This window comes from Thiohalocapsa sp., from assembly GCF_022340605.1.
In the GTDB taxonomy this organism is placed as follows: Bacteria; Pseudomonadota; Gammaproteobacteria; order Chromatiales; family Chromatiaceae; genus Thiohalocapsa.
Genome location: NZ_JAJDNQ010000079.1, coordinates 1 through 22,458, shown reverse-complemented (window position 1 = coordinate 22,458; position 22,458 = coordinate 1). Strand labels below are relative to the sequence as shown.

Genomic DNA, 22,458 nt, shown 5'->3' with positions numbered 1-22,458 from the left:
TTGGTGGGCCGTCTAGGATTCGAACCTAGGACCAATGGATTAAGAGTCCACTGCTCTACCAGCTGAGCTAACGGCCCGCTTGTTTGTCGGCAGCAACCGCCGTGCGGTTTACCCTTGCGAATTGGGGCGAACGATGGGGCTCGAACCCACGACCACCTAGGCCACAACCAGGTGCTCTACCAACTGAGCTACGTCCGCCATTAAAAACCTGCCGAGCACTGCGCCGAGCACTGCTCAGGCGCCGTTCGCGCTGTGCCAATTCATCACTGCGAATGGCGCCCCGAGGAGGACTCGAACCCCCGACCAAGAGCTTAGAAGGCTCCTGCTCTATCCGCCTGAGCTATCGGGGCCATGACCCTCGGCACCTCAGCTAACCCGGGCAAATTGCCGAAATCCCTGGCTGATTGCCGTCACCGCGGCGCCGTGCGGCGAATCCGGATTCGTCCCGGCAACCCCGCCCATGTTGGTCGGGGTAGAGGGATTCGAACCCCCGACATCCTGCTCCCAAAGCAGGCGCGCTACCAGACTGCGCTATACCCCGGTGTCGGTGAGGTTCGGCATCGCCGTAACCCTAAACCGCACAGGATATAGGCAACGATCAGTCACGTCAAATCCTTCTGCATTTTTCACCCGAGCGTGGCCGCGGTGTCGCCAACCGCCGCGGCCCCTGGCGGCCGCCGCGACAACGAGATTCCTGCAGCGAGGTCCGCGCTTGCGCACCGCCCGCGGGGACTGGATCATGGCCGCCTCGCAGCCTGGGAGGTATAGACTGGGGAGGTCACGATGGGCGCAAACATTCTCGATGGCAAGGCCATCTCGGCAGAGATTCGAGGGCAATTGAAGACACAGGTGGACACGCGCCTGGCCGCCGGGCAGCGCCCGCCGGGGCTGGCCGTGGTCCTGGTTGGGGAGAATCCCGCCTCGCAGGTCTATGTGCGGAACAAGGCCAAGGCATGCGCCGAGGTGGGCTTCCATTCGGCGCTGCACGAGCTGCCGGCGACCACCTCCGAGGGGGAGTTGCTGGCGCTGGTGGACCAGCTCAACGCGGACCCGGCCATCGACGGCATCCTGGTGCAACTGCCGCTGCCGGAGCAGATCGATGCGGAGGCGGTCATCGAGCGCATCCTGCCCACGAAGGACGTGGACGGCTTCCACCCGTACAACGTCGGCCGCCTCGCGCTGCGGATGCCGCAGCTTCGGCCCTGCACGCCGAAGGGCATCATGACCCTGCTGGACCGCACCGGCCAGCGCCTGGAGGGCCTGGACGCGGTGGTGATCGGCCAGTCCAACATCGTCGGCCGGCCCATGGCCCTGGAATTGCTGGCCGCCCGCTGCACCATCACGGTGTGTCACAGCCGCACCAAAGATTTGGCGCAGAAGTCCCGCGCCGCCGACGTGTTGGTGGTGGCCATCGGCCGCGCGCGCTACGTCCCCGGCGACTGGATCAAGCCCGGCGCGCTGGTCATCGACGTGGGCATGAACCGCGACGCGGACGGCAAGCTCTGCGGCGATGTGGAGTTCGCCGCGGCGGCGGAACGTGCCGCATGGATCACGCCGGTGCCGGGCGGGGTCGGCCCCATGACCATCGCGAGCCTGCTGGAGAACACGCTGCAGGCGGCAGAGCTCCATGGCGCGCTCTGAGAGGATGCGAGGGAAACCCGTTGCGGCTTCGCGGCAGGCGGCTGTCTACGTCGCGCCGACGCGAGAGGGCCGACGATGAGGCAGCGATATCCAGCGCCGCGTCGGGCTTCGCTCGCGCTCAGCCCGACCTACCCGCTCCGAAAATGAGCGGATCGTAGGTCGGGTTAGCGCAGCGTAACCCGACGATGGGCGCCAGTAAGGGCGCGAGTAAGCCGTTGACTGTCGGGTTACGCTATCGCTAACCCGACGTACAACCCGACCTACGCCGACCTACGCCGACCGCCGTCGCGGCCTCCCATAATGGCTGCTCCAGGCGCCGGCGTGGGAGCGCCATTGCCTCTTGTGGCGCGACGACGGCTGGGAAGGCCGCCGGTCGCGGCACCGAGAGTGCCGCTCCCACAAGCGCTGCTACGCCGCCGGTCGCGGCACCGGGAGTGCCGCTCCCACACGAGCTGCTACGCCGCATCCTCTCACAGTCTCGTCGCTCGTCCACCTGACCGCCGCGGCGCGTCAGTCGTTTTTGACGCGTTCCTCACCTTCGGCCTCGGGCAGGTCGAGCGCGGCGGCCAGGTCCTGGATGCGGGCGTCGAACAGCGCGGCAACACAGGCGAAGCCTTCGTTGGTCGGGTGCATCGGGTCGTGCCATTGATCCGGCGCAAGACAACCGCGGCAGTTGACGTGGTGGACGTGGTCGAAGCCGGCGGCCAGGTCGGCGAGTGCCTCGTTGTAGCGGTCCATGATGGCGATCATCACCCGCACCTGGAGGCCCGGATCGACGATGCCACGGGAGCGCAGCGGCTCGCCGAGCCACTCGTCATCTTTCTCCCGGGGGATCGGCGCGTCGTAGCCGTGCAGCAGCACCTGCACGCCCGGATGGCGCTCCGCGATCTCGACGAAGAGGCCGCGATAGTGGTGAAGCAGTTCGCCAATGAAGGCGTCGAACGCTGGCGTGTGGGCGTAATCCTCGGGCTGGTGATGCGGATCGAACGGCGCCACGAGCCGGGCGAGGCGCCGGTTGCCAACCATATCGTTGCCGCCGCCACTGATCAGGAAGAAATGCGGCTTTTCCTGTGCCAGCGGGTCGAAGATGTCCTGCTCCTTCTCGCGCATGATGTTGGCGAGCGTGTCACCGGCGCGTCCGCGGCTCAGCACCGCGTAACGCCCGGACAGGTGGTCGATGACATCCTTCAGCCAGAAAGGATACTGGAACCAGGAATCACCCTCGGAGACGATCCGGATGCCGTCGTAGCCGTCGCGCATGCGCTCGCGGTAACACCGCTCCCGGTACATGCGCGAATAGGCGTTGAAGAGATCCGTCAGCTCGTCCCGGTAGCGTTCCAGGAAACCCACGTCGTCCGTCACCGGCTCGGCCAGCGGATCCATGTATGCCGCGTTGCGAACGAGTTGCACGAACTCGAGCAGATCGTCCGGCGCGAAGAGCGCTTCGCGCAGCATACCCATGAATTCTTCCTGATCGATCGACCCTAGATCTATCCCTGCCATCTGTGCATCCTCGTCGCGTTGTGGATTTTGTTCTCGGGCACCCGCTGTGACGTGCTCAGCCGCGCCGCCAGGTGGTGCCGTCGGGGCCGTCCTCCAGCAGGATTCCCGCGGCCGTGAGCTCGTCGCGAATGCGATCCGCCTCGGCGAAGTCCCGCGCCTTGCGGGCGGCGGCACGGCGGGCGATGAGGGCGTCGATCTCGGCGTCGGACAAGCCCGCGTCACCGGCACCCGCCTTGAGATAGGCGTCCGCGTCCTGCCCGAGCAGGCCCAGGTCGGCGCCGAGGGCGCGCAGCTCCGCACCCAGCGCCGCCGCGGCGTCGAGCTCGCCCGCGTCGCGCAGCCGGTTGATCTCCCGCGCCAGGTCGAACAGCACCGCCACGGCCTCCGGGGTGTTGAAATCGTCGTTCATGGCCGCGTCGAAGCGCTCCCGAAACGCCTCGCCACCGGCCGGCGCCACGTCCGCCGGCGGCAGGCCGCGCAGCGCCGTATAAAGCCGCGTCAGCGCCGCGCGTGCGCCGTCGAGCTGACTGTCGTCGTAGTTGAGCGGGCTGCGGTAGTGGCTGCCGAGGATGAAGTAGCGCACCTCCTCGGGCTGGTAGTGCTCGAGAATCTGGCGCACGGTGAAGAAGTTGCCCAGGGACTTGGACATCTTCTCGTCGTTCACGCGCACGAACCCGTTGTGCATCCACACGTTGACGAAGGTCTCGCCGGTGGCGCCCTCGCTCTGGGCGATCTCGTTCTCGTGGTGCGGGAACATCAGGTCCGCCCCGCCGCCATGGATGTCGAAGTGGTTACCGAGGCAGCCGGTGGACATGGCCGAGCACTCGATGTGCCAGCCGGGCCGGCCCGGTCCCCAGGGCGAGTCCCAGGCGGGCTCGCCGGGCTTGGCGGCCTTCCAGAGCGCGAAGTCGAGTGGGTCGCGCTTGGCTTCGCCCACCTCCACGCGGGCACCGGCGCGCAGGTCCTGCGGGTCCTTGCCGGAGAGCTTGCCGTAGCCCGGGAAGCTCGCCACCGCATAGTAGACGTCGCCGTTGTCCGCCACGTAGGCATGGCCCTTGTCCAGCAGGCGCCCGATCATGGCCTGCATCTCCGCCATGTGGGCGGTGGCTCGCGGCTCCTGGTCGGGCCGCAGCACGCCCAGGCGATCGGCGTCCTCGTGCATGGCGGCGATGAAGCGCTCCGTCAGCGCCGCCATCGGCTCGCCATTTTCGTCCGCGCGGCGGATGATCTTGTCGTCCACATCCGTGATGTTGCGCACATAGGTGACGTCGTAGCCCAGGCGCTTGAAGTGCCGGTAGACGACGTCGAACACCACCAGCACCCGCGCGTGCCCGAGGTGGCAGAGGTCATAGACCGTCATGCCGCAGACATACATACGCACGCGGCCGGGGGTGAGCGGCCGGAAAGGTTCCTTGCGTCGGGTGAGACTGTTGTGGATCTCGAGCATCGGGGACTCGCGGCCTTGGGCACGGTTGAGGTTTGCGGCGCCGCGCAACGGCTGCACGCGCGGGCGCCGGGCATCTTAGCAAAGTGCATACCAGCCGAGAACGGCCCGAGCTGCCCGGGGGTTTTGCGCCGGCGCCGAAACCCGTAGCATGATGGGCCATTGTCACACGCCTGCACGCCGGCCCCATCGCGGCCCGGCGCGCGTTCCGACAGGAGCTTTCCGATGATCAAAATGACGACCAACCACGGTGACATCTGCCTCGAGCTGGATCACCAGAACGCCCCCATCACCGCCGCCAACTTCGAGCAGTACGTCCGCGACGGGCACTACGACGGCACCCTGTTTCACCGTGTCATCGATGGCTTCATGATCCAGGGTGGCGGCATGAACACCGACTTCGTGCAGAAGCCCACCCGTGCCCCGATCCAGAACGAGGCCAAGAACGGCCTCAAGAACGTCACCGGCAGCGTCGCCATGGCGCGCACCAACGATCCGCACTCCGCCTCGGCACAGTTCTTCATCAACGTCGCAGACAACGGCTTCCTGGACTATCCGGGCCAGGACGGCTGGGGCTACTGCGTCTTCGGCAAGGTGGTGGACGGCATGGACGTGGTGAACGCCATCAAGGGCGTCAAGACCGGCTCGCGCATGGGCCACCAGGACGTGCCCGTGGAGGACGTCGTCGTCCAGAAGGCCGAGGTGGTGGAGGGCTGAGCACCCACGGCGCCGCGCTGCACGGGACTGCATGGCGTCCGTAGCCGATGGCCGCCCGATGCCGCAGCCACCTTCCGCGGCCGCGGCGCCGGCGTCCGGTCGCACCGGCGCGCAGCGTGCCGGTGACACGCTGTTCATTTCCGACCTGCACCTGTCGCCGCAGCAGCCGGACCTGACGGCGCTGTTCCTGCACTGGCTCGGCACGCGCCCACGCGGCGCCGCGGCGCTCTACATCCTCGGCGACCTGTTCGACACCTGGATTGGCGACGACGACGACGGCTACCGGGACATCGAAGCCGCCCTGGCGGAGGTCGCGGCGGCCGGTACCCGCTGCCAGCTCATGCACGGCAACCGTGATTTCCTGCTCGGCCGCCGCTTTGCCCGGCGCACCGGTGTCACGCTCCTGCGGGACCCCGCCCGGATCACGCTCGCCGGCGAGCCCATGCTGCTGATGCACGGCGACCTGCTCTGCACCGACGATGTCCCCTACCAGCGTTTCCGGCGGCGGGTGCGCAACCCGCTGGTGCAGTGGCTGTTCCTGCGCCAGAGCCTGCGCCGGCGTCGGCGCATCGCCGCCAACTACCGGCAGCAAAGCGCGCGGGCCATGGCGGACAAGACCGCGGAGATCATGGACGTGAACGCCGACACCGTCCTGCGCTACATGCGCCGGCACGGGGTGCGCCGGCTCATCCACGGCCACACCCATCGACCGGCGGATCACCCACTGAGACTGGACGGCGCGCCCGCCCACAGACACGTGCTGGCGGACTGGTCAGCGGCGGGGGGCGAGGTGCTGGTGGCCGCGGGCGGTGAGCTGATAAGAGAGCCCGTGCGGCCGCCCGGCGCCGGCGCCAGCTAAGAGGATATCGCCGCGGCCTCTTATGACGCGGCCATCGGAGGTCGGGCCGACGCCAAGAGGCCCGATACGCAGGCGGCTACATCGGGCCCCGTGTCGAGACCGTACGTCGGGCCGACGCCAGGAGGCCCGACGCGCGGGCGGCTACATCGAGCGCCGTGTCGGGCTTCGTGCCTCGGCCCGATCTACTCGGGTCTGCGTAGACCCGGCACGGCACCGGGGGGTTGTGCCGCGCTCACCGGCAAAGCGCCTCCAGTCGCGCCAGCTCCGCCTCGTCGAAGCCCGCGGCCAGCCGTGCCGGGCGGTTCAGCGGGCAGCGGATGCGCCCGCCCATGTGCTCGCCGAGCAAGCGGAAGTAGGTCTCCCGCGGCGGCAGGTCGCGCTGCTCGCAGAGCCAGCGGAACCACCGGCTGCCGATGGCCACGTGATCGACCTCTTCGCGCAGGATGATGCCGAGGCAGGCGGCCGTTTCGGCATCGCCGGCGCGCTCCAGGCGCTCGATCATGCCGGGCGTCACGTCCAGCCCGCGCGCCTCCAGCACCCGCGGCACCAGCGCCATGCGCGCGAGCGGATCATCGGCGGTGGCACGCGCCATGGTCCAAAGCCCGTCGTGCGCAGGGAAGTCGCCGTAATCGTAGCCCAGCGCCTGCAAGCGCCCGCGCAGCAACATGAAGTGGCGCGCCTCATCGTCGGCGACCCGCGCCCAATCCCGGGCGAAGCCGCCCGGCATCGCGGTGAAGCGCTGCACCGCGTCCCAGGCGAGGTTGATGGCGTTGAACTCGATGTGTGCCACGGCGTGCATCAGCGCGGCGCGGCCGGCGGGGTGATCGAGGCTGCGCTGCGCCAGTTCCCGCGGCGCAACCAGCACGGGCCGCGCCGGCCGGCCGGGCACGTCCGCCGGCCTATGCCCGCCCGGGTCCTCGCGGCGCAGTTCGCCGCAGCCTATGCGCCGCGCCGTCTCGTGCGTCAAGGCGACCTTCGCCGCCGGATCGCACGCCTCCAGGCAGCGGCGCGCCGCCGTAAGCAAAGCGCAGGCGCTCATGCGTCGACCCCGGCCCGGCTCGGCATCGCGCTGCCCCGTCGCGCGTGCTCCGGGGCAGACCCTCTCGTTTCTCGGCATTCGACCTGTCGCAAGTCCGGCCTCGATGCGCTAACCTTGATCGGTAATCCACCGAACACTAACAAAGCCACCCGCGTCCGCCGCCCGAGGACAGCATCATGAAGCTCTGCCCGGAATGCAACTCGTCGCCGCTACCGTTCATCATGATCGGGGTGATTGCCTGCGTCATCGGCTTCATCACTTGGTTGACGCTCGGGTTGTCGGACTGGGAAGCGGGTCCGCGACTGGCCGCCGGCGTGGGCGCCGGCGCCGCGGTGGGCCTGACGCTCTGGCACTATGTGATCAGCTGCATGCGGCGCCACTGCCGGCATCGGGAGCACCTGCATCGCATGACGCCGTCGTCATCAGGCGCCTGACGGCCGCCATTTCGGCCCGGCTATCCATACCCGCGGTCGATCAGGTGCTGGTGACGCGATCGCGCAGGTACACCGGCACCGCATCCGCGGCATCCACGGCCTGCCCCGCCGCGAATGCGTCGGCGGCCAGCACGGCCACGTCCCTTGCCTCACAGGGGCGCTCCGCATCGATCGCCGCGAGCGCGCAGCCACAGGCCGCGCGCAGGGCGTCGCCATGGGCGGCCCAGCCGCTGCCGGCGGCACGCCATGGGCCGACTCGAGCTCCGGCTCCGGGCGCCACCGCCATCGACGGCGGACAGACCCTGTCTTCTCCGAGCGGGCGCATCAGCCCCCGAGCGTCGGCCGCATAGGCGCCAAAATAGACTTCACCCATGCGTGCATCCAGCGCGCACAGGACCCGCTCGGCGCCGCCCTCACGCCGGCAGCCCTGGGCCAGGGCCGCAAGGGTCGATACGCCCACCACGGGCCTGTCCGCCGCGAGCGCGGCGCCCTGCACCACCGCGGCCGCGATACGAAGCCCGGTGAACGAGCCCGGACCATGGGCGAATGCATAGGCATCGACGTCCACCGGGCGCAAGCCGGCGGCGGCGAGCAACCCCTCCATCATCGCCAGAATCAGCTCGCCGTGGCGCCGTTGCGCGGGCTCCAGGCGCTGGGCGACCTCACCGTCCAGCAACAATGCCGCGGAACAGTGTGCGGACGAGGTATCGAGGGCTAGCAGACGCACCGGATAACGCCGGAAGATCAACCGGGACGCTGTGCCGATGAACCAGCAACGGCGGCGGGAACATCCGCGAGCACAGCCGCACGGCCGGATGGCCTTGTACGACGCTGCTGCATGATGTAGCCGATGCAGCCTTCCGCGGGCCGCAGCACCCAACCGCGGAACGATGTCTCCAGGGCGCCGCGCTTCAGGTGCGGCGGTGCGTCCTTGGTGACCAGCACCTGGATCAGATCCCGCCGGCCGAGCAGCTTCTCCGGCTCCACCAGGCTGCTATCGAACGACCAGCGCTTCAGCAGATGGAAATAGGCGTCGGAGGCACTGGCGCGATGCGTCAGCTCGTCCACCAAGCCCAGCAGCAACAAACGCTTATACTCGATGGCGGCATCGAACTCGTCGTCGAACACCGCGACCGCGAAGCCGGAATCGAGCGTCACCGAGCCGCGCACCACCAGGTAGACGAACAGATCGTGCAGATCCTGCCAGGTATGCGTGGGCCAGGCGCGGTCCCAGTCGACGGCGTACCGCAACTGCCTGCCAAAGAAGCGGAACACCTGCTGCAGCAACCAGGTGCGGTGGCCATCGTCTTCCACCAGACGGCTGCCTTGCGCGCGGTCGTACTCGTACAGGCACTGGCGCAGATTGGCGATCATCAAGTGAATAAGTCGCTGCTCCAGGGTCATGCCCCCGTCGGCGGTGCGCAGTGCCGTACGCGAGCCCGGCGTCGGCTTCGGCAGGCTCGCCGCCGCTTTCAGCACCGGTTTCTTGATTGCCTGTAGCAACTCGACGCGCTCCTCCGCGTCCAGGTTGGCCGCGCGTAATTGATCCAGCTCCAACAACAGCATGGGCAGCGCCTGCTTGAGCGACAACGCGCCCAGCCGGGTCAAGCGCCCGGCGATCGCTTCCGCGGACATGCCGGCCGCGGCGTCCGCTTCGGCGAATTGGCTGCGGGGGCGCTTTCCCTTGGTGGCTTCTTGTTGCATCGGCAATCTCTAACGTACCTGGGGCATGCTAGCGCAACTGCGTGCAACCTTGCTGCACCGACCGTCACCGCGCGCACCATCCCGCAGGCGGCGCGCGGGCGCGGGCGCGGGCGATAATCCATTCGTTGCATGCCCGTGGCGAACGGACGCGTGCCGGCACACGGGATGATTCCCAGCGCCGCCAATATTCACCATATCCGGACTGCAATATTACGCCAAGCCGCCCGGCGTGGCTGCTGACTGGTGCACAAGCCAGCATGCGCGGCGAACGGCAACGACGATCATCAATACGCAGTGGCAAGGATTGGCCGAATGGCGCCTCACATGCTGGTGGGCATGGCGAAAAACGCTTGCACCGCGGCCAGGTCCCGCGTCCTGGTCATCGGCGGCAGGCTGTTGAAAAAGACCTGCCCGTAACTGCGCGCGCGCAACCGCGGGTCGCAGAGCACCAGCACGCCGCGGTCGGCGGGGTCCCGGATCAGACGACCGGCGCCCTGCTTCAGCGCGATGACCGCCTTCGGCAACTGGAATTCACGAAACGGATTCCGGCCACGCCGCCGCAGCGCCTCGATGCGTCCCTGCAATAGCGGATCACCCGGAGAAGCGAAGGGCAACCGATCGATGATGACACAGGACAGTGCCTCGCCACGGACGTCGACACCCTCCCAAAAGCTGGCCGTACCGAGCAACACCGCATCCCCCAGGCGCCGGAAGCGGTCAATCAGCTCCGCGCGCGGCGCCTGGCCCTGCACCAGCAGCGGGTAGTCGAGCCGGCCCTCGAAATGCGCCGCCGCAAGGCGCAACGCGCGGTGGCTGGTGAACAGGCAGAACGCGCGCCCGCGGCTCAGCGCGATGACCTCGAGCGCGGCCTCGGCAACGCGGGAATCGTAGTCGGCCGCGCCCGGCTCGGGCATGCCGGGGGGCGTGAACAGCAGCGCCTGGCGAGTGTAGTCGAACGGGCTGTCCCAGCGCTCCGTGGCCGCATCCTCGGCACCGACCTGCGCTGAAAAATGCGCGAACGAGTCACCGACGGCCAGGGTTGCCGAGGTGTAGACCCAGGCCGTGTCCCGGCGCGCGCGGTAGCTGCGGAACACTTCGGCCACATCCAGCGGTGTCTGGTGCAGCCGAAACCCCTGGCCGCGCAGCTCGAACCACCGCACCCCGCCACTGTCGGCGCCGTGCTCCGCGGCATCCCCGGCATCGTCCAGCAGCGCTTGCAGCCGCTGCGCCAACCCAGTGGCGCGCGTCCGGCAGTGCGCCAGGTCCGCCGAGCGCGGCGCGAGGGCGACAAGGATCTCGCCGGTCTCCTCGAGCGCGTCGGCGAGTTCCACCAGCCCTTGAGCCACCTCACCTTGCGGATCGATCTCGTGCCAGGCACCGCGCCGATCCCCGGCGCCGAAGCCCGACCGCAACCGTGGCACCAGCGCGGTCAGTGCGGCTGCGCTCTGCCGAAGCTGCGGCGTATCGGCCGCATCGGCGCGCTGCGCGGCAGCGAGATCCCGCGCCAGGTCCAGCAGCTGGCGGCTGCTCAAGGAGTTGCCGAAGAACTGGCTGGCAATGTCCGGCAACTGGTGCGCCTCATCCACGATGACCGCGTCGGCACCGGGCAGGACCTCGCCGAAGCCCTCCTCCCGCAGCACCATGTCGGCACAGAGCAGGTGATGGTTGATGACGACGAGATCCGCCTCCTGGGCACGCCGGCGCGCGTCCACCAGATGGCAGCGCTGCCACTCCGGGCAATCCTGGCCGAGACAGTTGTCGGTGGTGGAAGTTACGGACGCCCAGACGGCGGCGTCTTCGGCCAGGCCCACCTCGGCGATGTCGCCACGGCGCGTCACGCTGGCCCAGTCGCGCACCGCGGAGAGATCCCGACGCACCTCGGGGCGCAGCGCGGCGACATCATCCACCGCCCGCTGTAGCCGGTGTCGGCAGAGATAGTTGCCCCTACCCTTCAGCAAAGCCACCTGCACCGGCATCTGCAAGGAACGCCGCAGGGCGGGCAGGTCGCGATGGAAGAGTTGGTCTTGGAGATTGCGCGTACCGGTGGCGACGATGACCTTGCGCGCGCTCAGCAGCGCCGGCACCAGGTAAGCATAGGTCTTGCCCGTGCCGGTCCCGGCCTCGCAGATGAGCGTCCCACCCGTGTCGATGGCCGCCGCCACCTGCTCCGCCATGGCCTGCTGCTGCTCGCGCCAGGCGAAGCCGTCCACGGCCCGCGCCAGCAGGCCGTCCGGGCCGAGCACCGCATCGATCGCATCGATCGCCGCGGCCATGGTCACCGCGCGTCAGATCTTCACGAGCGCTCAGCCGCCCGCTGCCTTGCGCTCCGCTTCGACGGCGCCCTGGACGTCGCCGCTCTGACGACGGATGGTGGCGATGATGTCCCAGTTGTTCTGCTTCAGCTTGCTCTGGTCCCCGGCCAGGGCGTTGGAGCGCGCCGCGAGGTTGCTCGCCTGGGTGCCCTGCCCCTGCTCGAGCCGGACCCGGGCGAGTCGGTTCCATAGGTAGGCCTGCTGGGGCTCGATGCGCAGCGCACGCTCCAGCGTCGCCGCGGCGCCGGCATAGTCCCCGGTCTGGCGCTGTTGCTCGGCGCGGCCGGCCAGGGCCTGCACCGCGGGTGCCATGGTGGCGGGTGCGAGGTCGGGCTGCGGCGGCGCGCTCGCAACCACCTCCGGCGCCGGCGGTGCCGGTGGCGTGGGCGCCGGGGCCGGCTGCGCCGCTGGTTGTGGCCGGGGCTCAGAGTGGGGCTGGGGCTGGGGCTGGGGTGCCGGTGCCGGTGCGGGCGCCGACGCCACCGTCCGGGGCTGCGGCGCGGGCGCGCTCGGCGCTGGCTTCGTCGGCTGCGCGGAGTTAGCGGCGGCTCGCGGCGCATCAACCGTGGAGACCCGCGGTGCCGCCGGCGGCTCGCTGCGCGGCGTCGCAGGCTGTTGTGGGGTGGATGAAGTACCTGCTTGTTGCTGCGTGGCGGGCGCGGGCGACTGCGGCGTCACCTCCGGCGCCGGCTGTGGCGGTTCGTCCGGCACATTCTCCGGTGGCGTGTAGGCGTACACCTTGGTGGGCTGCGGCGCGGCCGGCTTGGCGGGCCCGGGCTTGGGCTTCGCTGCCGGCGCCGACTCCCCGGCTCCTGACGTCGTCGCCGACCCCTCCTGTCGGGTCGAGTCGTACACGGGGGCGGGCGGGCCGCTGCGCTCCGGCATGGCGCAGCCGGTGCTTAAGATGACGAGCGCGACTGCAACGTAGGCCGTCGCTCCAGGGGTGGTCCACAATGCTCTGGACATGACTCAGTTTCCATAGAAATCGCTAAGGAAGGGGCTGGCCTGCCGCTTCGGGCGCTCCTCCCGCGGCTTCGGGCCGGATCGCTCGGAGCGCTCCTGCGCGCGAGGCCGTTCCTGCGCCACCACGGGCTCACCTGGCGCAGCGGACTTGGCCGGCGAGCCACGCCCCGCAACGGCCTCGCCACCGCCGCCACAGGCAGCACCGCCGCCGTAGCCGTCGATGTACGGCACGGAACGGCCGCAGGCCCCGGACGCGATCACGCCGTCCGGAACGATGTCCTGCAACGGCTGGGCATCGAGGCCGGCCATGATGTCGCCCCACACGCGCAGCGCGCCGGTGGAGCCGCTGAGGCCCATGGGCTTGTTGTCGTCGCGCCCGACCCATGCGACGACCACCTTGTCGGCACTGAACCCGGCGAACCAGCTGTCGCGCATATCATTGGTGGTGCCGGTCTTGCCGGCCACGGTGAGACTGGCCGGCAGGCGCTTGGTGAGCCAGGTGGCGGTGCCCTGAGTAACGACCCGGCGCATGGCCCACTGGATCAGATAGTCGGCGTCGGCCGAGACGACCGATTGCACGGCCAGCGGGTAGCGGTTGAGCGGCCGGCCCGAGGCATCGAGGACCTCGCGGATGGCGCGCAGCGGCGCCCGGAAGCCGCCGCCGGCGATGGTCTGGTACACCTGCGCCACCTCCACCGGCGGCAGTGACACGGAGCCGAGCAGCATCGCCGGCACCGCGTCGACCTCGCGCACGGCACCGAGCTGCTTGAGGAAGTCGGCCACCTCGCCGACCCCGAGCTGAAGGCCCAGGTTGACGGTGGCGAGGTTGTAAGACTTCACCAGGCCCCGGTACAGGGGGATGGTCCCATGGACCCTATGGTCATAGTTCTGCGGCCGCCACAGCCCACCGCCGATACGCAGGCTCACCGGCTTGTCCGGGATGGGTGTCACCAGCGAATAACGCGCCGGCTGTGACAGCGCCTTGAGATAGATGATCGGCTTGATCAGCGAGCCGATGGGCCGCACCGCGTCCAGCGCGCGATTGAAGCCGGCATAGCCGGGCTCGCGGGCGCCGACGAGGGCGAGCACCTCGCCCTGGGCGACGGAGGTCACCACCGCGGCGGTCTCTAGCGTGCCCTCGGGCAAGCGGCGGGCGCGATCCAACTGCGGCAGGCGCTCGCGCACGACCTCTTCCACGTGCACCTGGGTGAGCGGATCGAGGGTGGTGAAGATCCGCAAGCCCTCGGAGCGCAGGTCCTCCTCGCGATAATCCCGGCGCAGCTGGCGCCGCACCAAGTCGATGAAGGCCGGATAATCGCCGCTCGGCCGCGCCCCGCCGTTCACCAGCTCCAGCGGTGCCTGCTTGGCCTGCTCGGCCTCGGCGGCCGTGATGATCCGGTGATGGGCCATCAGGTCGATGACCAGGTTGCGGCGCTCAATCACCCGCTCGGGGTTGCGCCGCGGGTTGAACTCCGACGGCCCCTTGAGGATGCCGATGAGCATGGCCGTCTGGGGGATGTCCAACTCGTCCAGGTCGCGGTCGAAGTAGAACCGGCTCGCCAGCCCGAAGCCGTGAATGGCGCGGTCGCCGTCCTGGCCCAGGTAGACCTCGTTGGCATAGGCCGTCAGGATCTCATCCTTGTCATAGCGCCAGTCGAGCAGCACGGCCATGTAGGCCTCGTTGAGCTTGCGCTTCAGCGTGCGCTCCTGGCTGAGATAGAAGTTCTTCACCAACTGCTGGGTCAGCGTGCTGGCGCCCTGCACGGTGTGCCCGGCTCGGGCGTTCTCGTAGACGGCCCGCAGAATGCCCTTCGGGTCCACGCCGTGGTGCTGATAGAACTTGCGGTCCTCGACGGCGAGCAGCGTCTTCACGACCCGCGGCGGCAGCTCTTCGCGGCGCAGCAGGATGCGATCCTCGTTGTGCGTCGGATAGATGCTCGCGATGAGCGCCGGGTCCAGGCGCACCAGCGACAGCGGCTTGGCGTCGCTGCCGTCGACGACGCCCTTGACCACACCGCCGGTCAGGTCGACACGCAGATAGCGCTCGGGCTCGAAGCCGTCCCAGAAACGGAACGGCCGGGTGCGGATGGCCGCGACCTCGTTTTCGATGTGGTAGCTGCCGGCGCGCGAGAGCTGCGGGTCATCGCGAAAGCCGAGCCGATCGAGCTCACCCCTCAGCTCGGCGACGGAGAGCACGCGGCCGGTGTAGATCTCCAGCGGGCGCGCGTAGACACGCGCCGGCAGCGCCCAGCGCTTGCCCTCGAACTTGGCGCGCACCACCTTGTCGAGGTGCACGCCATAGAGGCCGACCGCGAGCCCGACACCCAAGACGGCCAGCACCAGCGCTCGCACGATGAAGCCGAACAGGCTCATGCCTTCGCCACGGCGCGGTTGGCGGCGGGCTTTGACGCTGGGGCGGCGGTTGCTTTTGGTCATGTGTTTCTCTGATCCGCTGCTCTGATCCGCTTCTCTCAATCGTCTGGCCCGGACGAACAGCATTGCCGACTGACGGCCAGGCGAACGCTCCACACGGGCGGCGGTTGAGGCGGAGAGCTTTTCTCTTCAGTAGGTTAAGCTCGTCTTTGAAGCGCGATTCTAGCACGTCCGATCGGCTCACGCGCCGCCCCGCAGACGCCCATCGCCGGCCGCACAGCGGCCGAGATCAGTGCCCGCGATGCGCCAATGCACCCGCACGGACGCTCGCGCGGCGCCGCCCTGCTCAGCACCGCGCCGTCCGCCGAACCTGCCCGCACACTTGCCCGATGGTTACTGCTTGATGCCGACGCCGCGCTTGAGCAGCGTCAGACTGATGAGCACAAGCACAACGATGAAGCCGATGATGATGATAAAGGCGATGGACAACGGGATGTCCGCGGTACCGAGCAGCCCGTAACGGAAGGCATTGACCATGTACAGCACCGGATTGAGCTTCGAGGCCCATTGCCAGAACGGCGGCAGCATATCGATGGAATAGAACACGCCGCCGAGATAGGTCAACGGCGTCAACACGAAGGTGGGCACAATGGAAATGTCGTCGAAGCTGTTGGCGAAGACGGCGTTGATAAAGCCGCCGAGGGCGAACAGCACTGCCGTCAGCACGAACACCAGCAGGGTCACGGCGAGATTGTAGGGCGTCACGTTGGTGAACAGCATCGCTACCAGCATGACGACGATGCCGACGACCACCCCGCGTGCCACACCGCCCGCCACGAAGCCCGCCAGGATCACCCACGGCGGCGCGGGCGAGACCAGCAGCTCTTCCACGAAGCGGGAGAACTTGCTGCTGTAGAACGACGAGACGACGTTGCTGTAGGCGTTGGTGATGACCGCCATCAGCACCAGCCCCGGCACGATGAAATCCACGTACGCGAAGCCGTCCATCGCGCCGATGCGTGCACCGATGAGCCGGCCGAAGATGACGAAGTAGAGCGTCGTCGTGATGGCAGACGGCAGGATGGTCTGCATCCAGATGCGCGAGAAGCGCAGGACCTCCTTGTTCAGCAGCGTCGCGAAGGTGACCCAGTAGCGATACCAGCGCTGCACGACGGGACTGCGCCGGGCGCTCATGCAGCCCGCGCCGCCGTGCCGCTGCGCCCGCGCGCCACCATTTCCAGGAACAGCTGCTCCAGGCGGTTCTGTTTGTTGCGCATGCTGACCACCTCGACGCCCTGTGCGCCCAGCGCCGCGAAGAGCTCGTTCAGCGATTGCCCACGCCGCAATTGCGCCTCGAGGGTGGTCGCGTCCACCGCCGTGAGGCCGAAGCCCGCGATCTGCGGGAGCTGGCCCAGCGGCCGGCGCAGGTTGAGCACGAAGGTCTCGGTGTCGAGGCCAGCCAGCAGCGCCTGGGTCTCGGCCACGGCCTCGATGCGCCCGTGGTCGATGACGGCGACATTGCGGCAGAGGCTCTCCGCCTCCTCCAGGTAATGGGTGGTGAGGATGATGGTGGTCCCCTCGGCGTTCAGCTCGCGCAGGTAGTCCCACATGGCGCGGCGGATCTCGATGTCCACGCCCGCGGTGGGCTCGTCCAGGATCAACAGCCGCGGGCGGTGCACCAGCGCACGGGCGATCATGAGCCGGCGCTTCATGCCGCCCGAGAGCAGGCGCATCTCCGAGCGGCGGCGCTCCCACAGGTCCAGCTTCTTGAGCAGAAACTCGGTGCGCGCCTTGGCCTCCCGCCGCGGGATGCCGAAATAGCCCGCCTGGTTGATGACCACCTCGGCGACCGGCAGGAAAAGGTTGAAGTTGAACTCCTGCGGCACGACGCCGAGCGACGCCTTCACCGCCTCCGGCTCGTGGTCGAGGTCGTGCTCAAATACCCGCACGCTGCCGGCGGTCTTGTTCACCAGGGACGTGACGATGCCGATGAGGGTCGACTTGCCAGCGCCATTGGGACCGAGCAGGGCGAAGAAATCGCCCTCCTCCACCCGCAGATCGACGCCCTTGAGGGCCTCGAAGCCGGTGCGGTAAACCTTGCGGAGCTGTTCGACGACGAGGGCGTGCATGGGGCTGGAGACAACGGCTTGCGGCGCGGCGGGCGGTGCCGGGCGGTCGGTAACCTAGCCGCTGCAACCGGCGTTTGCAAGCCAGACCCGATCCCGATTCTTACCCCCCGGCGGATGCGCGGCCCTCTGGGAACGCCGGCTTCCAGCCGGCTCGCCGCGTGCCCGGCTCGACGCCGGGCACGCGGCGTCGCGGCACCCACGCGCACATCAGCCCCTGTCGGATCAATCGATGTCGGGGGAATACCTCAGGCGCCGAGCCAGGCGCAGGGTCAGTTATGAAGGGCAAGCGCCAGGCCAGTCTCCGGTTCAGATGCCGGCGTCGCCCTCTGCGCCCGTGCGCCGCGAGGGCGGGCCGCGCCTGAATCCCACCGCCACCAGCGGATCACGGCTCGCCGTCAGGTAGACGACGACGAGACCGCCATAGAACAGCACCGAGCCGACGAGCAGCCCGGACAGACCCCACAGCCACACCAGGGCCGCGGCCGACATGCCGAGCCCCAGGCAGTAGCCCGCCAGCGCGCGCGCACCGACGGGTCCGCGCAACCGAAGCCCCACCAGCACCAGCGCGCCGCTGTAGATCAGCGCCTTGATGCCCACCATGCCGTGCAGCAGATGCGCGAGCGACGGCTCCCGGCTTGCCGGTGCCTGCAACGCCCATGCGGCGAGGAAGCCAACGCCCAGGCCAATGGCAACGGCGACCGCGGCGGCGCTCAGGGCTGGCGAGCTGTCCACTGGTGCGGACAGGCGTTGCGCTTGACGCTGGTCGGCGGGCGCGGGCAGCGCGGGTGTCGCGCGCTCGTCGGCGTGCTGTCTTGCCATCTGGATCCTCCGTCGGTTTCGCGGCAGCCAGGACGAAGATTCAGATTAATACACCGGCCCACGCTCCGACCCGCGCTGGCGCTGCGGAAATCGGCCCGATGCGGAGCAAAGGCCGGGAAAGTATTGCTCGCAACTCCGAAACCGATGCGGATCGTAGGTCGGGTTAGCGATAGCGTAACCCGACAATCAACGGCTTACCGACGCTCAACGTCGGATTGCGCTGCGCTAAACCGACCGCCCATAACGCTGCTCCTGAAACGGCTGCTCGAGGCGCGCCGGCGTGGGAGCGCCACTGCCTTTTGTGGCACGACGACGGCCGGGGGTCGCCTGCCACCTGGCGGTTACTTGGGGCGCGATGTGGTGCCTTGACGCCGGTCGCGGCACCGGGAGTGCCGCTCCCACAAGCGCTGATACACCGAATGCTTTCACAGTCTCAGCGGAGGCTCACGCCAAACGCCGCCTACCAGAGCTTCTCGGCCTCCTTTGCCCGCAGCTCATCCTGGATCTGCGTCAACAGTACCCGGGCGCGCTCGCGCTCCGCGTCCGCCAGGTCGTCGTCCAGCAGCCGCTCCAGGCGCTGCATGGCACGCTCCGGCCGGCCCTTGTGGTGCAGCACACGCGCGGACAGCCACATCAGGCCGCTGTCGGTGGGATAGCGCGCCAGGGCGCGATCCAGGGTCAGCTCCGCATTGCGCCACTCACCAGCCTCCACCTCGGCTGCCACCAGGGTGTGGGCCACCTCCAGCGAATCGGGCTTCGCCTCCAGCGCCCGGCGCGCGTAGTCGACCGCCTGCTTCGGATCCTTGCCGAGGGTGTACCAGGCCAGATTGTTGAGCGCGACCACATGCTTAGGGTGCGCTGCCACCACCTTGCGATACTCCGCGATCGCCTCGGAAACGTGCTGTGCGTCCGCCAGATGCCCGGCGAGATTGACACGCACCTCCACGGCGTCCGGATGTTGCGTGAGCCACTCCCGCTCGCGCTCGATCGCCGCATCGGATTGTCCGGACAGCGCCTCGGCATTGGCCAGCGCCAGCAGCGTGCGCTGGGAGCCTAACCGCTCATGGGCGTGCCTGAGCGGCGCCACGGCCTGCCCTGCACGGTCCGTGGCCGTCAGGATCAGGCCGTACAGGAGATCCGCCAGCGGCGGGCGATCCAGGCTCTGGAGCAATGGGCTCAGCAGGCGCTCACCGACCTCGTAGCGCTCCGTGGCGATGTCCAGGCGCACGAGTTCCAGACGCGCCGGCGCATGGGCCGGATCGATGGTGAGCATCTGCTTGAGCGTCTCCTCCAGCGCAACCTTGTCATCCAGCAGCGTCAGGATCTGCGCATAGAGACCATAGGCGTCCAGGGAATCCGGCCGCAGCGCCACCAACTCGCGAGCCACCTCCGCGGCTTGCTGCGGTGCCTGCGCCGACACCAGGCTCTCCGCCAGCAGCTGCAGGTAGGCGGGGTCGTGCCGAAAGGTCGGGCTTGCGGTGTCTTGCAGCGCATCAGCCGCCCGCTGTGCCTCGCCTTGCGCCAGCAGTTCGCGCGCCAACGCCATGCGCGGCGCCAGTGCCTTGGGATGGGCCGAAACCGCCTGCCGCAGCAAGTCGACGGCTGCATCAGCACGCTTGGCGTCGGCGGCGAGCCGGGCCTGGCCCATCAGCGCGTCAAGGTTCTCGGGGTCTTGGGCGAGGATCTGTGCGTAGTGCGCCGCGGCGCTCTCGACATCGCCCTGCTCCAGTGCTAGCACGGCGAGGCGCATGTTGGCGTCGGGATGGCTGGGATCGATCGTCAATGCCTGCGCGAACGCCTCCCGCGCGGCGTCTTTGCGGCCGGCTTCCAGCAGCACCTCGCCCTTGAAGTAGAGCGGGCTCGCGTCGTCGGGATAGTGCTCATGGAACCGCTCCGACCAGCGCCGCGCCTCGTCCCACTGATGTTCGCGCACGTGAAAGGCAATCAGATACTCGTAGGCGGGCCGGTAGTCCGGATGGCGCGCGACGAGGCCATCGAGCGCGGCGGCGCCGCGCTGCTTCGCACCGCTCAGAACCAATGCTACGGAGAGGTCGAGCTGTGCACGCGGGTCCGCGGGCCGCGTGGACACGAGCGCCTTCAGCAGCGGTACTGCTTCGGCAGCCTTGTCCTGCGCGATCAGGCTCGCGGCGAGCAGCCGCCGCGGCAGCGGATTGTCCGGGATCGCCGCCGGCACGGGGCGCAGGAAGCCTTCCGCTTCCGCATAGCGGCCCTGATTGAGGCACATGGCGCCGAGGACCAGCCGCGCCCGAACGTTGCCCGGATACTCCTTAACCACCCGCGACAGCCAATCCTCCGCGAGGTTGGTCTGCCCCAAGGTGTAGGCAGCAATGCCGCCATAGAGGAGCGTGCCCGGGTGTGAGGGTTGCAGCTTGTTGGCAGTCGTGAAGGCCGTCAGTGCCTTCTCGAACTCGTTGTTCAGCAGCAGCAGCCGTGCTCGCAGATAAAACGCGGCGAACGAGTTGGCCGCTGTGGCCTCGACGGCACGGGTGTCCTCCTCCGCGCCGTCCACGAGACCCAGATCGAGCCTGACTTCACCGCGCAAGAAGTGCAGTTGAGCCTTGCGATTGCCGCGCTCCAGCGCGCGCCCGTACAACTGCTCGGCCTCGTCGAGGTGTCCGGCGTCGCGCACCAGATCCGCCAGCATCGCGGGCGCCTCCCAGCTTGCGGGATAGTCCACCAGCAGCGCCCGAAGCACGGCCTGCGCGCGCGCGGGCCTGCCTTGCGCCAAAAAGATGCGCGCCCGCGCAAGACCCACCGCCTCGCTGCCTGGCACCGCCGCATCCGCTTCCTGCAACAGCGCCTCGGCCGCCTGGAACTGCTTCAATCGCACGCGCCCCTCCGCCTGAAGCGCGAGCACCGCGGCCCTGGCGTCGGGCGAGAGGGCGGGCGGCAATTTCATCTCGAACAAGGCGTCGAGGTCGTCGCCAATCAGGTGGGCCTTCGCCAGCAGTGGCAACACGGACGAAGGGCTCATCCCGCTATCCAGCGCCGCCGCCAGATGGGATTCCGCGAAGTCGGCGGCGCCGACATCTAGATAGAGTTGGCCCAGCCGCCAGCGGATGCCGGCATGCATCGGCTCTTGGCGCAGACCACCCAGCAGCACCTCGATAGCCTCTGCGTGCTTTCCTTGCGCGAGCAGGGATTCGGCGGCGCCAATGCTTTGGTTCGCATCGGGGGGCGCCTCGCTGCTGCATCCGAGCGCGAGCAGTACCGGCGATGCGAGCAGCAATAGCCGCGCCCAAGCCAATCTGCCGCGGGCGGATTCCCGCACCACGCGGCAGGCGGGGGTGCGGTGCGCTTTCAACATGCGAGCGCTACGCCAGCCCCGCAACTGTCTGCCTTCGGTTGAGGAGGTGGCCGCGGCTGGCAAGCAGCGGGAGGAAGCCGATTCCCATCAGCAGCATGACGCCGGGTGCGGGTGCAGCAGCCGTCGCCGCGGCGACGCTCGTGGCGGCTTCTACGGTAAGGGTGTAGTCGGTGCCGCTGACGAGGTCGAAGTTTCCGCCTGCGGCAGAACTGTCGAAAGAGTAGAGGACACCACCAGGGGTGAGGTTGCCAGCGGTCGTCGCCGCCTGGATGATCGGCCAGGTCTTATCGATGCCGCCACCGGTGAACGTCACGCTGAGATCCACGCTGGCGGAGGCCGTGTCCCCGGCGGTCTCGGACCACGCCAAGGCCTGAGCGGCGAACTCGACACGGAAGTAAGTACTGAAATCACCATTCGCGCGCACGGTGGAGACGCTGCTCCACTCGGCCGGGAGCGAGCCGTCAGTGCCGGGCTCGGTCAAGGACACGTCGTTACGGAGCCCGGCCGTGACCCCCGTCGGCAGACCGGGTATCGCGGCATAGTAGCCACTGACCTCCGAATAGCCGCTGACGAATTCGCTGATGACGTCCGCCGCACTGGTCGGCGCCGTCAGCGCGTTGAAGTCCGCGGGGCCGGGACAACCGGCACCCGCGCACACGGGACCGCTCGGATCGACGTGCATCGCCGGCAGCCCGCCTGTCGGCGGTGAGTCGACACCGCGGTCGCCGAAGCCGAGCAGGGACGTGCCGTTCAAATCGCCGTCGAACAACACGTACTCGCTCGCCCCGCGCAACGTGGTGTTCCGCGACCCGGATTGCAGCAGAAACCGGGACGTGAGCGGCACGTCATTATCTACGTTGCCATCGTCACCCACATCGACGTACCAGACGAAGCTGGTGATGTTGAGGGAAGCACTCGCCAGGGCTTTGCCGAAAGCGGAGCCAGGCAGGGCTGAGGCCAACAGGAGCCCGCAGAGCAACAGGCCGGGCATGCAGCCCTGCGCCCCGGACAGCGACGCGCGCCGCGGGCCTAAGGCGGGAGCCCGAGCAAGCGCCACCCAGGCGTCTTGCACGGCAGCAGCGGAGCGGAACCAGAACCAGCCGGCCGGCAGGCTGACCTTGGATTTCTGCGGAGCCTGGGTCATCTTGTGCAATTTTTACACTTGTGCGCGCCGTCGGAATGGTTTCCGATGT

General features: G+C 68.6%; 17 protein-coding genes and 4 tRNA genes. 4 read left to right on the top strand and 17 right to left on the bottom strand.

Annotated elements, in window-relative coordinates:
- Position 1 precedes the first annotated feature (1 nt).
- The 4 genes from LJE69_RS10760 to LJE69_RS10745 all read right to left on the bottom strand — a co-directional run bounded on the left by LJE69_RS10760 (position 2) and on the right by LJE69_RS10745 (position 541).
- Positions 2-77 (bottom strand) — tRNA-Lys (locus tag LJE69_RS10760).
- Positions 78-122: 45 nt separating this feature from the next.
- Positions 123-198 (bottom strand) — tRNA-His (locus LJE69_RS10755).
- A gap of 75 nt (positions 199-273) precedes the next feature.
- Positions 274-350: transfer RNA gene (locus LJE69_RS10750), tRNA-Arg, on the bottom strand.
- Positions 351-464: 114 nt separating this feature from the next.
- A tRNA-Pro gene (locus LJE69_RS10745) sits at positions 465-541 on the bottom strand.
- Between the two features lie 242 nt (positions 542-783).
- On the opposite strand from LJE69_RS10745, the gene folD reads away from it, so the two are divergent.
- Positions 784-1,641, top strand: coding sequence for a bifunctional methylenetetrahydrofolate dehydrogenase/methenyltetrahydrofolate cyclohydrolase FolD (gene folD / locus LJE69_RS10740; RefSeq protein WP_296924742.1), 858 nt, complete (start codon positions 784-786; stop codon positions 1,639-1,641).
- A 510-nt stretch (positions 1,642-2,151) separates the two neighbouring features.
- Here folD and LJE69_RS10735 read toward each other — a convergent pair.
- Positions 2,152-3,102: an SGNH/GDSL hydrolase family protein gene (locus LJE69_RS10735; RefSeq protein ID WP_296924740.1), complete on the bottom strand. Its 951-nt coding sequence runs from the start codon at positions 3,100-3,102 to the stop codon at positions 2,152-2,154.
- Between the two features lie 97 nt (positions 3,103-3,199).
- Complete coding sequence (gene cysS / locus LJE69_RS10730; protein WP_296924738.1) at positions 3,200-4,591, bottom strand: cysteine--tRNA ligase; 1,392 nt, start codon at positions 4,589-4,591, stop codon at positions 3,200-3,202.
- A 222-nt stretch (positions 4,592-4,813) separates the two neighbouring features.
- Here cysS and LJE69_RS10725 point away from each other — a divergent pair, with 222 nt between their 5' ends.
- Together LJE69_RS10725 and LJE69_RS10720 are read left to right on the top strand one after the other, a co-directional pair.
- On the top strand, positions 4,814-5,305 hold the full coding sequence (locus LJE69_RS10725) for a peptidylprolyl isomerase (RefSeq protein ID WP_296924736.1): 492 nt from the start codon (positions 4,814-4,816) through the stop codon (positions 5,303-5,305).
- A gap of 58 nt (positions 5,306-5,363) precedes the next feature.
- Positions 5,364-6,164, top strand: coding sequence for a UDP-2,3-diacylglucosamine diphosphatase (locus tag LJE69_RS10720; protein ID WP_296924734.1), 801 nt, complete (start codon positions 5,364-5,366; stop codon positions 6,162-6,164).
- A gap of 232 nt (positions 6,165-6,396) precedes the next feature.
- Here LJE69_RS10720 and LJE69_RS10715 read toward each other — a convergent pair whose 3' ends face one another.
- Positions 6,397-7,203 (bottom strand): ferritin-like domain-containing protein, encoded by an 807-nt coding sequence (locus LJE69_RS10715; RefSeq protein ID WP_296924732.1) that lies wholly within the window; start codon positions 7,201-7,203, stop codon positions 6,397-6,399.
- Between the two features lie 176 nt (positions 7,204-7,379).
- Between LJE69_RS10715 and LJE69_RS10710 the strand changes: the two genes are divergently transcribed.
- Entirely contained in the window at positions 7,380-7,637 is a 258-nt protein-coding gene (locus LJE69_RS10710) for a hypothetical protein (RefSeq protein ID WP_296924730.1), read from the top strand.
- Between the two features lie 40 nt (positions 7,638-7,677).
- On the opposite strand, the gene tsaB is transcribed toward LJE69_RS10710, so the two are convergent.
- The 10 genes from tsaB to LJE69_RS10660 all read right to left on the bottom strand — a co-directional run bounded on the left by tsaB (position 7,678) and on the right by LJE69_RS10660 (position 22,418).
- Complete coding sequence (gene tsaB, locus LJE69_RS10705) at positions 7,678-8,364, bottom strand: tRNA (adenosine(37)-N6)-threonylcarbamoyltransferase complex dimerization subunit type 1 TsaB (RefSeq protein WP_296924728.1); 687 nt, start codon at positions 8,362-8,364, stop codon at positions 7,678-7,680.
- A 17-nt stretch (positions 8,365-8,381) separates the two neighbouring features.
- Complete coding sequence (locus tag LJE69_RS10700; RefSeq protein WP_296924726.1) at positions 8,382-9,341, bottom strand: hypothetical protein; 960 nt, start codon at positions 9,339-9,341, stop codon at positions 8,382-8,384.
- A 320-nt stretch (positions 9,342-9,661) separates the two neighbouring features.
- Positions 9,662-11,614 carry an ATP-dependent DNA helicase gene (locus LJE69_RS10695; RefSeq protein WP_296924724.1) on the bottom strand — a complete coding sequence of 651 codons (1,953 nt, stop codon included), beginning with the start codon at positions 11,612-11,614 and terminating at the stop codon, positions 9,662-9,664.
- 30 nt (positions 11,615-11,644) lie between these two features.
- Positions 11,645-11,965, bottom strand: a complete 321-nt coding sequence (locus LJE69_RS10690; RefSeq protein ID WP_296924722.1) for a tetratricopeptide repeat protein — start codon at positions 11,963-11,965, stop codon at positions 11,645-11,647.
- 657 nt (positions 11,966-12,622) lie between these two features.
- Positions 12,623-15,052 (bottom strand): penicillin-binding protein 1B, encoded by a 2,430-nt coding sequence (gene mrcB, locus LJE69_RS10685; protein ID WP_296924720.1) that lies wholly within the window; start codon positions 15,050-15,052, stop codon positions 12,623-12,625.
- 330 nt (positions 15,053-15,382) lie between these two features.
- Positions 15,383-16,183 carry an ABC transporter permease gene (locus LJE69_RS10680; RefSeq protein WP_296924718.1) on the bottom strand — a complete coding sequence of 267 codons (801 nt, stop codon included), beginning with the start codon at positions 16,181-16,183 and terminating at the stop codon, positions 15,383-15,385.
- Positions 16,180-17,118 (bottom strand): ABC transporter ATP-binding protein, encoded by a 939-nt coding sequence (locus tag LJE69_RS10675; protein ID WP_296924716.1) that lies wholly within the window; start codon positions 17,116-17,118, stop codon positions 16,180-16,182. Before LJE69_RS10675 ends, LJE69_RS10680 begins: the two co-directional genes overlap by 4 nt.
- A 306-nt stretch (positions 17,119-17,424) precedes the next feature.
- On the bottom strand, positions 17,425-17,937 hold the full coding sequence (locus LJE69_RS10670) for a hypothetical protein (RefSeq protein ID WP_296924714.1): 513 nt from the start codon (positions 17,935-17,937) through the stop codon (positions 17,425-17,427).
- A gap of 460 nt (positions 17,938-18,397) precedes the next feature.
- Positions 18,398-21,265 (bottom strand): XrtA/PEP-CTERM system TPR-repeat protein PrsT, encoded by a 2,868-nt coding sequence (gene prsT / locus LJE69_RS10665; protein WP_296924712.1) that lies wholly within the window; start codon positions 21,263-21,265, stop codon positions 18,398-18,400.
- A 7-nt stretch (positions 21,266-21,272) separates the two neighbouring features.
- The gene (locus LJE69_RS10660; protein ID WP_296924710.1) at positions 21,273-22,418 is read right to left on the bottom strand and encodes a hypothetical protein; all 1,146 of its coding nucleotides are present in this window, start codon (positions 22,416-22,418) and stop codon (positions 21,273-21,275) included.
- Between the last annotated feature and the right edge of the window lie 40 nt (positions 22,419-22,458).